The sequence below is a fragment of the Mycoplasmopsis phocirhinis genome (assembly GCF_004216495.1).
GTDB classification, from domain to species: domain Bacteria; phylum Bacillota_I; class Bacilli_A; order Mycoplasmatales; family Metamycoplasmataceae; genus Mycoplasmopsis; species Mycoplasmopsis phocirhinis.
Genome location: NZ_CP034841.1, coordinates 770,430 through 782,670, shown reverse-complemented (window position 1 = coordinate 782,670; position 12,241 = coordinate 770,430). Strand labels below are relative to the sequence as shown.

Below are 12,241 nucleotides of genomic sequence, written 5' to 3'. Positions count from 1 at the left end.
ATGTCAAAAATAATTGATACTTATGCTAGAGAAATTCTAGATTCAAGAGGCAATCCTACTTTAGCAGTTAAAGTCACAACCGAATTAGGTTATGAAGGTGTGGCGATGGTACCTTCTGGTGCTTCAACCGGCACAAGAGAAGCATGTGAATTAAGAGATAAAGAATTTGATGAATTCAAGGATAATTGATTTGGTGGTAAAGGTGTAATGAAGGCTGTTAGCAATGTAAATGAAATTATTGCTCCCGAATTATTTGGTCTAGATGTTTGCGACCAAAGATTAATTGATATGACAATGATAGATTTAGATGGTACCAAAAACAAAACAAACTTGGGTGCTAATGCTATTTTAGGAGTTTCTTTAGCAGTTGCAAGAGCAGCAGCAAATGAAACTCAATTACCACTTTATAAATATATAGGTGGAACAAACGCCAGAACTTTACCTGTTCCAATGTTAAATGTTATGAACGGTGGAGCCCATTCGTCAAATACAGTTGATATGCAAGAATTTATGATAATGCCTGTTGGTGCAAAGACATTTAAACAAGCATTACAAATGGCAAATAAAGTATTTCACAATTTAGGTAAGTTATTAAAAAAAGAACACGGTACAACAGTAGGAGATGAGGGGGGTTATGCTCCAAACTTAAAATCTCATGAAGAAGTGTTAGATTATATGGTTGAAGCAATAAAAATTTCAGGATTAAACCCAGCTACGAGCGGTCAAAACGCAGTAGCAATAGCAATGGACCCAGCTGCTAGTGAATTTTATGATGAAAATTCAAAAAAATATGTATTCAAAAAATTAAAACATGCAATTGAGCAAAAACGTTCAGGTTTTGAGCATTTACATAGTGTTAAGTTAGAATATAGCACAAAGGAAATGGTTGATTACTATGAGCAATTAGTAAATAAATATCCAATTATTTCAATAGAAGATGGTCTAGCTGAAAACGATTGAGAAGGTTTTAAACTAATGAAACAACGTTTAGGAGATAGATTACAAATAGTTGGCGATGATTTAACTGTCACAAATCAAGAAATTTTGCGTGAAGCAATCAAAAAAGATGTAATGAATTCAATTTTAATAAAATTAAACCAAATAGGTACTTTAAGCGAGACATTAGACACTATCGAATTAGCTCATAAGGCAGGATTTAGTTGTGTTGTTTCACATCGCTCAGGTGAAACCGAAGATACAACAATTGCTGATTTAGCTGTTGCTTTAAACACTGGTCAAATTAAGACCGGTTCATTATCAAGAACTGACCGGATTGCCAAATATAATCGTTTGTTAGAAATTGAAGATGAATTAGGAAAAACATCAAAATTTGACGGCGAAAAAACATATTTTAATTTAAAAAAACATTTATAAAACTTGCTAAATTAACATTAAAATGTTAATATTGAATTGTTCAAGCCCTCACAATAAAATTCTATCTTATTGTGAGGGCTTGAACTTTTAATTCAACAAACTAAAATTTATTTTTTGTTTTTTATACTTAAACCGGGAAACGCAGTAAAAATTACAATGTAATTAAATTATAAAAAATTCCGAAAGTGCCTTAAAATGAGATATTTACGGATTTTTTAATTCGCAACTTGGAAACTCGCGAAAATTATGCTAAGTCAATTAAAAAACCAATAAGTTATTGGTTTTTTGTATTAAATTTTAAGAAACAGTATTGTGTTGATTGTTTGTTGAAACAATTTGATCGTTGTTATTAATATCATTTTGGTTATTAGGATTATCAATTTTTTGTTTTTCTTCTTTAAAATATTCAACAAAAATTGAAATTACCAAATAAACAACTGAAATAATAATTGAAACAATAATTAATACATCGGCAACATTAAAAGTTCCTAAATCGCGCTTGAAAACTTTTTCAAAATAAGTTCAGAATAAAATATCTTTAACATAACCATTCCATAAGAATCTATCAGTCATGTTACCTGCTGTACCAGAAACTAACATCGCAATAATACTAACTCATAAAAATGAATCTATATAAAAAATAAGAATTGTGAATGTTAATATAGATATTACACTGATTATTTGCACAATTATTATTACCGCATTTGTTTTAAAGGGGATTATGGTTACACCGTGGTGAGGCACTAAACGTATTCCTAAGAAAGCTCCTTGATAAACTTGTACAATATTTCCGTTTTCATAAGCTTCATATGCGGCTTCGCCTGGATAAAAATGGAATTTAGTAAATTGATCTAAAAAATAAGTTATTAAAAAAATTGATAAAAAAACTGCATATCTAATAATAATTTTTTTCTTGTTTTCTTTTCAACGTTTTATTGTGTGTTGTTTAACATTAAGCAATCTTTTTTTAAAATTTTGCTTATAATCTTTTCAAGTTTTTTTAGTTTTTATTTTTGTTCCATCTACTTCTTTACTCATTGTTTTCCTTAATATTCATTACTTTGTTGCACAATGAACACAAGCCGTCAAAAATTTGAGTAGGGATAAAATGATTTCAACAACGCTCACATTTAAACGAATCAAAAGTTTCAACTTTTAACTCTTCACCAAATTCAACTATACCTACCATTAATAATTGTTTTAAGTCAAGTGATTCAATAAATTTTGAATTTGGTTTTAGAGTTAATTTTGCTTCATTACTTCTTTTAATTAGACCTGTTTTAATAGCATTTTCAATAACTAAATTAACTTTATCTCTTAATTCAAAAAATTCGTCTCATTGATTAATAATGTCTAAATTAATTTCTTTTTCACGTTGTAAATGTTCTAGATGAACTGATAATTTTTTGTTTTGCTTATTAAAATTATCATAAGCATCTTCGGTAGTTGTTGGCAAAATTGGTGCTAAAATAGTAATTAAAAATTCAGCAATTTCGTAAAAATTAGTTAATGTCATTTTACGATTAATTGAATCTAATTCTTGAACATATAAAATATCTTTAGTGAAGTTTAAATAAAAACTTGAAAGTTCAATAACATAATTATTAAGAAGTTTAATTCCGTTAATAAATTTATATTCGTCAAAGGCTTTAAGCACATTTGCTCGCGTTTGTTCTAGTTGTTCTTTAATAAACAAATGAACACCTTTTCTAGGTAAATTAATGTCATAGTTAAAACCGTTTAAATTTCCTAATAAAAATTTAATGGTGTTTCTAATTTTTCTGTATAAATCAGAATTTTGAACTAAGATTGAATCAGAAATTGTAACATCATTAGTATATTCACTATTAGCAACTCAAAAACGTAAAATATCTGCACCATGTTTTGATATTACTTTTAGCGGGTCAACTGTATTGCCTTTGGATTTAGACATTTTTTCACCTTTACCATCTAAAACAAAACCATGTGAAACTAAATTTTTATATGGTGGTATAGAATGAAATGCTACTGAGTTTATTAATGATGAGTTAAATCAACCACGGTATTGGTCACTACCTTCTAAATATAAGTCATAAGGAGGAACAATATTTTGTTCTATTTCTACAGCTAGTGAAGTTGAACCAGAATCAAATCATACATCCATAATATCCATTTCTTTGGTATAGCCTTTGGCTCTAAATTCTTCGGGTAATAATTCATCTGCTTCTTTTTCTCATCAAATATCAGCACCGTGCTCTTCTACTAAATTAATAACATGGTCAAAAATTTGTTCATTAAATACTGGATTTTGATCCTTGTCGTAAAAAATAATTAATGGTACACCTCAAGTTCTTTGACGTGAAATAGTTCAATCATGATTGTTTTGGATCATATTCGTTAAGCGTTTTTTAGCTCATTCAGGATATGTATTGACTTTATTTAATTGTGATAGAATTTCATCTCTTATTTTATCAATAGAAACAAATCATTGAGGTGTACCTCTGAATAAAATTGGTTTATGTGTTCTTCAATCATGAGGATAAGAGTGGACTATTGTTGTAGCAAAAATTAATAAATTTTTAGTTTGTAGTTTATCAATTATTAACGCGTTGGCTTTTGAATAAAAATAATTTTGATATTCACCACCTTCTGAATTAATTTTGCCATCATCGGCTATATGCATAATCATATTTAGAGAATTTTTTTGGCCAATTAAAAAGTCATCTTCACCAAATAAAGGAGCTGTATGAACTAAACCAGTCCCTGAACCAAGAATAACATGATGACCAATGACAACAGGACATTCATTAGAATTTATTGGACTAAAATAAATTGAGCCAACTAATTCGTTAGCCTTTAAAGTAGTAATTTGTTGGTAATTATCCCAAGCAAAAATTTTAGCTACTTTTTCAACTAATTCAGTTGCTATTATATATCTTTGAGAATTAAACTCAACTAATGAGTATTCAAAATTTTCACCTATAGCAACACCGGCATTAGCAATTAAAGTTCATGGAGTAGTCGTTCAAATTATTAATTTATCACCACTTTTTATTTTATTGCTAATTGGTTTAATAATTTCAAACGCAACATAAATTGAAGGACTTTCAATGTCTTTATATTCTACTTCTGCTTCAGCTAAAGCAGATTGAGATGAGGGTGATCAAAATACCGGTTTTAAGCCTTTATAAACCAAACCATCCAAAACCATTTTTTTAAATAGACGTAGTTGTTGAGCAACAAATTTTGGTTCAAGTGTCACATAATATTTTTCAAAATCAGTTAGCAATTGCATTTGCTTAAATTGCTCCATTTGATTTTTAACTTGACCTAATGCATATTCTTTTGCCTTTTTTCGTAAATCAAGTGGTAATAATTCATTTTTGCTTAAATGAGCATCTTGTAACATTTTATGCTCAATTGGCAAACCGTGTGTGTCTCAACCTGGAACATACGGTGAATAAAAACCATTCATTGATTTATAACGAACAATAATATCTTTTAAAATTTTATTTAACGCATGGCCAATATGTAAATTTCCATTGGCATAGGGAGGTCCATCATGTAAAATGAATGTTTGATTGCCTTTGTTTTGTTCTAATACTTTTTGGTAAAGTTGATTTTGAAGTCATTTTTGACGATATTCACCCTCTTTTTTTACCAAATTAGCTCTCATTTCAAAGTTAGTTTTAGGCATATTTAGCGTATCTTTATAATTTTTTTCAGACATAAAACTCCTTATATATAAATAATATTCTTATTATATTAAAAATATACCTTAATATAAATATATTTAACTTAACAAAAAAAATCATCATAGCAATGATGATAATTTGTTTTATTTAGCATTATTTTCAAGAACACTCAAAGTGTCACTAGGAATAGTTTCACAATAACCAAACATATTAACAACATCAGTGAACGAACTTTGTGGTATTGCTAAATCATTCAGTTGTTCTTTTTTGAGTGATAAATTAATAGACTCAAGCTTATTTGACGCAATTTTTTGCACAAATTCAGGATCAGCAACAAATACTGAACTTAAACCAACTAAATCACAATATTTAAAAGCTTCAAGACATTTATCGGCTGTATTAATTCCACCGCTAGCAATAACTGGAATTCTACCTTTAATATGCTCATACACAATTTTATTAACTAATTGACCTTTATGTTTAGATTCTGAACGCACTTTATTTAAATAAATATCATGACCTCAACTAGCAATAGCTAAATAAGATATTTGTCCTTTTTCAATTATAGAATCAATTAATTGGTTAAATTCATCAATTGTGTAACCTATTTCGCCGCCATAAGTTTCTTCAGGTGTAGCACGAAAGCCAAAAATAAAATCCTTAGAAGCATAACGATCAATCACATTACGTATTGCTTCAACTATTTCAAGAGCTAATCTTGAACGATTTTCAAAATTGGATGCTGAATAAATATCATTGCGTTTATTAACTATTTTGCTAAAAAAAGTCTGAATTAATAATCTTTGTGCCATTGATATCTCAATACCATTAAAACCTGCTTTAATTGCTCGTAAAGTAGCATCTGCATAGGCTTTAATTACTTTTTGAATATGCTCAATACTCATTTCATAAACATCATGTTTGAAAGGTCAATTATTTTGTTCAGGTGATGGTCCATAAGTATAACCATATTTTTGAAGAGAAATTTTAGCAAATTTTCCAGCATGTGCTAACTGTAAAATAACTCGGTTTTGTTCAGTTTTCATTGCTTGTGCTAGTTGTTTTAATGATTCAATATCATCGTCTGATTTAGCGCTATATCCGTATTTAAACAATTGGCCAAATTCATCAAAATATGCCCCACCAGTGATTTGTAATGGTGCCGAAAAAGCTCTTCTTTTGGCATAAGCAATTTCTTCAGGTGTCATTTTGCCATCTATTGTTGTTAAATTTAATGTCATTGGTGAAAGTACAAATCTATTTTTTAATTCAAACCCATTAAGTGAAAGTGGTTTGAAAAGTTCAATATATTTATTCATTTTCCGATTCGTCTAAGATGACATCAACAATTTCACAAGGATTTAATTGATTGAAAAAATAAGAATCTAATTGTGCTTTTTCTAAAGCTAAAATTAAGTCTTCACGCACCATTTTAGTTCCAATTAGTTCTTGCTCTAAAATGGTTAAGTCTTTTTTAGTGAAAAAATCACCTGAAATTTTAATTTTATCAATTTTGCCTTGTTCAACCTCAATTGAAAAATTAATTGTGCCAATTGATAATCTCGCATCACGATTATATGAATAACGTGGACTTAAACCAAAAGTTCAATCCCAATTTTTGTATTTAGTATTTACTAATTCATCGATTTCACTTCAATCTTTTTCACTTAATTCGTACCGTTTTACTTTACGTAAATCATCAGTATTGAATAATTTTTTCAAAAAGATTTCTTTAAATTCAAAAATATCTAAATTTTTGTATTCTTCGTCTAAATATTCACTCAAAGCTGCAACTCTTTGTCTAACAGACTTGATTCCTTTAGATTCAATTTTTTTACGATTAGGTTTTAAAACATCAATCATCGCATCATAGTCCACATTATAAAGTAATGAATTACCACCATAAATTACATCGTCAATCAACATCATCGCAGCACCAGAAACTTTGCGACCATCGATGCTTAAATCGTTTTTACCAGATTGAGTAACATTTTTAGCACCCATTTCTTTTAAAATTTTAATAGTGGGAGCATAAAATTTTTGGTAATTTCCAATAATTGATTCATTATCTTTGTATGGTATTAAATAACAAATATTGCACGAATTAGAATCTAAATAAATAGCTCCTCCACCCGTGTTTCTTCGCACAATATCTATTTTTTTATCTTTTAAATACTTAAAATTAACTTCAACTTCAGGATTTTGAAAATACCCTATTTGTACATGCGGATCAGCAATTCCCGGAAAAACAACTGTATCATCTAATTTTAGATTATTGACAGCTCAAATTTGAATGGCTAATCAATAAGCCCCATCTTTAATGTATTTTCCATTTCTAATTGGTTCTACTAAAATCATCTTCTTCCTTTATTAAATTTTCTATAACATGTTTTATATCTGTATTAATTACTATTGTTTGGTTTTTTATTTCATTTGGAATACGGTAAGTGCGATTATTCATCGCAACGTATAACGAATTAGGGTATTGTTGTGTCATATTTCAAAATGGATGTTTAATTAACATTGGTGTTGAATAACCAACACCTATTTCTCAAAATAAAATTTTTTTATTTTTGTGTTGATCTATAAAATCTAAATATCGTTGTTTTTCAATAAAAAATTGTTCATCCTCAACCATTCCTTTTTCTTTAAGTCTTTTATTAACTTCCAAGAAATCACCACAAACCGGACAATGTGGAATAATTTCTAAAGGAACTAACATATTTTTTTGTTCATGAATCATTTGGCGAACAACATTATCCATTGAATATCTTTTGTTATGACACATAGATTTGCACTGTAATAAATTATATTTACCCTGAATATAAAATATTTTTTTATCATCAAAATTTGCTGCTTCTAATGCATTATCAGAATTTGTAGTAATAATGAAAAAGTTTTTATTATCTAAAAATTTTTTCAAATTTATAAAACTTTGACTAGGTAGTTGATTAAAATAATTTAATTCCATGAAACGACTGTGAAAAGCTCAATAATTTTGAATGTTTTCAAAGTGATATACACTTGCTTGTAGCATATCCAAAAATTTAAATTTTTCAATAAAATCACTGAAATTTTGTTCAAATCTGGTACCAGTATAACCAATACCATCTGCCGCTGTCATTCCTGAACCTATTCCTAAAACAAGTGCGTCTGCTTGATTAATTAATTCAAGTAATTGCTTAATGTTTTTAACATTGTTATTTCACATCATTAAAAATCTTCAAGAGATGCAAACACATTCTCATCAATATCTGATAGTTTCATAATTCAGTTTAATTCATCGTTGGCTGAGCTAATCAATTTAGGGTCGTTTTTAGCAGCTTGATTTCATTCAACAACTTTTGCGTCCAAAGGCATTTTTAAGGTTAATACAGCTTTTGAAGCTTCTAATGACGCAAATTCATCATTAGTGTTTAACAGGGTTTTATCTGTATTTTTAAATTGTAAAAAACCTATTGTTCCAATATCATCTTGCATTTCTGGTGTCATTCTTAAATAATATAAATTTGATTGTGTTTTTTCAATAATTAAATATTTTGCAACTTTTTTCATTTTATTCTCCATTTCTTTTGTAAAAATTAGCAACATAATTTAATGCTAGTTTTTTATGTTCTTGTTTAGCCATAGTAGGTAACAATATCAAGTTATTAACATTAAGTTTTTTGCAAAATTCATCTAGCTTGTTGACATCCTGAACTGAATTAATACTAAAAACATTTTTATAGAATCTTTGAAAATCAGCATCAAAATTATATTTTTCTGTGTTAAATTCATCTGGTGCTGGATAGTACTCAAATTCGTTTCAGTTATTTACACCTTTTCTAAAAGCAGCAACAATTTTTCCATTTTGTTCAGTTTCATTTGTGTCAAAACCACTCACTATATTAACGCTTAAACCGATATTATCAGGTTGCAAACCTCATTTTTGTTTATATGTTTGAATATATGTATCGATAACTATCTGGGCATAAATTTGTGAAGGATTTAAAAATCAGCCATAGATTATATCTAACTTATTTTCAGCAGCAAAAATAGCACTTTGTTCAGAAGTAATCAATAAAACAGGTGTGCTATATTGATCACTAAACGGTTTAACACGGGTATTTTTGTTAGTATTATTAAGAAATTCATTTACTTTTAGTACTTTTGCGTAATAATTTTCGCTATTATTTGAATTTAATAATTGACGTATTTTTTCTGTTCCAGAATTACTACCGAAACCGAAAATAAATCTGTTTGGATTAAGTATATTTAAAGTATTAATTTGTTCAGCAATTGAATAAGGTTGATAATGTTTTAACATTATTCCACCACAACCAATTTTAATTTTTTTAGTGTGATTAGCTAAATGATTTAGAAGTATAAGTGGATATGAAATTACTAACGCATTTACATCATGTTGTTCACTAACTCAAAAAGAATCAAAATTTAACTTTTCAGTATATTTACACAAATCTATTACATCATTGTATGTTTTTTTATAATTTTTGTCGCGAGTTAACAAACCGTGTTCTAATACACCTAACTTCATAATATTATTATAACCTTTACAATTAAAAAGATAAAAAAACACTGTCAATAGATTAAAACAGCATTTTGATAAATTTAATTCGACAAATAAGTAAAATACTCTTTTGCTCTAGTAAAATCACTTTCATTGGCTTTAATTTGTGAATTGGTAAAAAAAGGTCGCAAAAACGCAAATACCACAATTTTACAATCATGTTTTGATAAACTAGTCCAACTAAAATCAATCATTTCAATTAAACGTTGATTATCATTGGTAATTAACATTAAAGCATAATAATTTATATCTTCAATAATAATATTGACACAATAAACACCTGCTCGCATTGGTGTTAAATCCAAATCAAATTGTAAATTTAAAATATCATTTTGTTTAAAAATTTTAGCATTAAAGCCATATTTATATAAATTCAATAAATTAACCAAATCAATATCACCAGCAATTAACGCTTCTTTTATAAATGATGTTGATACTTTTTGTTCATTATTTAGTCTCATAATGTCAATTGAATGAATTTTGTCTTTAAACCTTGATTTTAGAGTTTTGACATTGGCTTTAGCCTTACTCCCATATTTAAAATCTGAACCAACAACAATGTCAAAATCATTTTGTTTATCAATTATTAAATCAATAAAATCATTAGGTTCCAACGCGTGAATAAGTTTGTAATCTAATTTTAATGCGTGTTTAAAACCTAATTGTGCAAATGAATGCAACCTAAATAAATGATCACTGAATTTTTTTCCTAAATTTTTGGGCATTTGTTCAACATCACTAAAATAAACAATAATTATGTCGCGAGTATTATTGTGTAATAAATTTAATTCTTTAGCTTTTTCGTACAATAAATTATGACCGGCATGGAAAGCTTCAAAAGATCCAATCATAAAAATCGGGTGGTTAAATTTTGGTAAATTTTTTAAATTATAGACATATAAAGACATAAAAATATTATAAATTAATTAAATAAGTTCTAATTCTTTTAGTTTTAAATAAACACCGTCAACTTTAACGCTTTTGGCTATATCTTTTGCTATTTTTTTTAACGAATCATCAGCATCTTCCATCACCACACCCCAAGCGACATTGCTAACCATCTCAACATCATTAGAACTATCACCAAAAGCTATAACGTTAGTATTATTTTTTAAACCAAGTTTGTTAGCTAATCATTCAATAGTGTGCGATTTAGTTACTCCTATTGGAGAAATAAATACACCTTTGTATCAAGTTGAACTTATTTCAACATTTAAATTATTTTGTTTAATAACTTCATTAATTTTTTGCACAGCTATATCGGTTTGATGTTGATTTTGTGTTTGAACTGTAATTATATGTAAGTGATTTTTGTCCATTGTATCAAAATTCATCGGCTTCATTTTAGCTTTATGAGGTTTTAAAAATCAAGTATCTAAATTCATTCCAGGTGTATGATAACATCAGTCTAAATCTGTTATTGTCAAACCTTGTGATTCTGGAATAAAATTTAACGCATCGTAAATAATACGTAAATCGCGTAAAGAAATAGTTTTTTCATAAATTATTTTTTGTTGTTTTAAATCATAAACAAACATACCATTAGCACCTATAAAATAATCTAAATCAGGTGTTTTATTCATTAAGTCACCAATTGTGATAAATTCTCTTGCAGTAGCTAAAACACTATAAATTTTTTTGTTTTTTAACTGTTCAAACATTAAAGTAACAATATCGCTAAATTCGGCTTGAGTATATGGCAATAATGTACCATCGATATCAAAAGCAGCTAATTTTATGTTTTGTTTTAATTGTGATTTATTCATTACAACTCCTATAATCTATTACCAAAAAGTTTTTTTACTTTTAAATAATTATTTTTTACTTCAACAATACCCAAAGCCAATTTTGATTTAGAATCACAATAAATTAAATACTCCCCGTCTTTGGCATCAAATGTAATAATTTTGCCCAGACTAATACTGTGTATTTGATCAATGCTCAACTTTAATGATTCAATACTTAAAAAAGGTTGGATATTTATTATAGCAATATAGTCGTTACTTTTTAAATTTTTTTTATCAAAACCACTAATTTCAACTCTTTCAAGTTCTGCCATAAATGAATAAGTGTTAAAAGCTAAACCTAGATCATTTGCTAATGAACGAATATATGTACCATTGCTTACTTGTAATTTAACTTTTAGTTGTTGTTGAATAAAATCAAAATCAATCAGTTCCACGTTGCTAATTTCAATTTGTTGTGGTTTTAAATCTATATTAATATTTTTGCGTGCTAATTCATAACTGCGTATTCCGTTAATTTTTTTTGCACTAAATATCGGTGGTATTTGCGATGCTTGATTTTTAATTCAGTCTAAAGCATTGTCAACATCTTTTTTAGCAAATAAATTATTTGAAACCTTGATAATATCACCCTCAGCATCATATGTAGTGGTTGAAGTTCCAAATTGAATTGTGGTGATATAGGTTTTATGTTTATTGGCAATATATGGTAAAAGTTTAGTGTCATCATCACTAGCTAACAACAACAATCCAGAGGCTAGAGGATCAAGAGTGCCACTGTGTCCACATTTTTTCAATTTTAATTTATGCTGAAATGTTTTAATACACTTAAACGATGAAATGCCTTTAGGTTTATACAATAAATAAAACATATTCTCTCC

At 27.9% G+C, this 12,241-nt stretch carries 11 protein-coding genes; 1 reads left to right on the top strand and 10 read right to left on the bottom strand.

Annotated features, from left to right (window positions below):
- Entirely contained in the window at window positions 1-1,374 is a 1,374-nt protein-coding gene (eno, locus tag EG856_RS03230) for a phosphopyruvate hydratase (RefSeq protein WP_130429679.1), read from the top strand.
- A 297-nt stretch (window positions 1,375-1,671) separates the two neighbouring features.
- Here eno and EG856_RS03225 read toward each other — a convergent pair whose 3' ends face one another.
- From EG856_RS03225 to truB, 10 genes are all read right to left on the bottom strand, one after another.
- Window positions 1,672-2,412, bottom strand: a complete 741-nt coding sequence (locus EG856_RS03225) for a signal peptidase II (protein ID WP_130429678.1) — start codon at window positions 2,410-2,412, stop codon at window positions 1,672-1,674.
- Entirely contained in the window at window positions 2,405-5,083 is a 2,679-nt protein-coding gene (gene ileS, locus EG856_RS03220) for an isoleucine--tRNA ligase (RefSeq protein ID WP_130429677.1), read from the bottom strand. The genes EG856_RS03225 and ileS overlap by 8 nt, the downstream gene beginning before the upstream one ends.
- A gap of 108 nt (window positions 5,084-5,191) precedes the next feature.
- On the bottom strand, window positions 5,192-6,367 hold the full coding sequence (locus EG856_RS03215; RefSeq protein WP_130429676.1) for an NADH-dependent flavin oxidoreductase: 1,176 nt from the start codon (window positions 6,365-6,367) through the stop codon (window positions 5,192-5,194).
- Window positions 6,360-7,406 carry a lipoate--protein ligase gene (locus tag EG856_RS03210; protein ID WP_130429675.1) on the bottom strand — a complete coding sequence of 349 codons (1,047 nt, stop codon included), beginning with the start codon at window positions 7,404-7,406 and terminating at the stop codon, window positions 6,360-6,362. The genes EG856_RS03215 and EG856_RS03210 overlap by 8 nt, the downstream gene beginning before the upstream one ends.
- On the bottom strand, window positions 7,384-8,262 hold the full coding sequence (locus EG856_RS03205) for an SIR2 family NAD-dependent protein deacylase (protein ID WP_130429674.1): 879 nt from the start codon (window positions 8,260-8,262) through the stop codon (window positions 7,384-7,386). Before EG856_RS03205 ends, EG856_RS03210 begins: the two co-directional genes overlap by 23 nt.
- Window positions 8,262-8,603, bottom strand: coding sequence for a glycine cleavage system protein H (locus EG856_RS03200; protein WP_130429673.1), 342 nt, complete (start codon window positions 8,601-8,603; stop codon window positions 8,262-8,264). The genes EG856_RS03205 and EG856_RS03200 overlap by 1 nt, the downstream gene beginning before the upstream one ends.
- 1 nt (window position 8,604) lies before the next feature.
- Complete coding sequence (locus tag EG856_RS03195) at window positions 8,605-9,582, bottom strand: LLM class flavin-dependent oxidoreductase (protein WP_130429672.1); 978 nt, start codon at window positions 9,580-9,582, stop codon at window positions 8,605-8,607.
- Window positions 9,583-9,656: 74 nt separating this feature from the next.
- On the bottom strand, window positions 9,657-10,523 hold the full coding sequence (locus EG856_RS03190; RefSeq protein ID WP_130429671.1) for an FAD synthase: 867 nt from the start codon (window positions 10,521-10,523) through the stop codon (window positions 9,657-9,659).
- Window positions 10,524-10,541: 18 nt separating this feature from the next.
- Window positions 10,542-11,381: a YcsE-related riboflavin metabolism phosphatase gene (locus EG856_RS03185; protein WP_130429670.1), complete on the bottom strand. Its 840-nt coding sequence runs from the start codon at window positions 11,379-11,381 to the stop codon at window positions 10,542-10,544.
- Between the two features lie 8 nt (window positions 11,382-11,389).
- Entirely contained in the window at window positions 11,390-12,232 is an 843-nt protein-coding gene (truB, locus tag EG856_RS03180; protein WP_130429669.1) for a tRNA pseudouridine(55) synthase TruB, read from the bottom strand.
- Window positions 12,233-12,241: the final 9 nt, after the last annotated feature.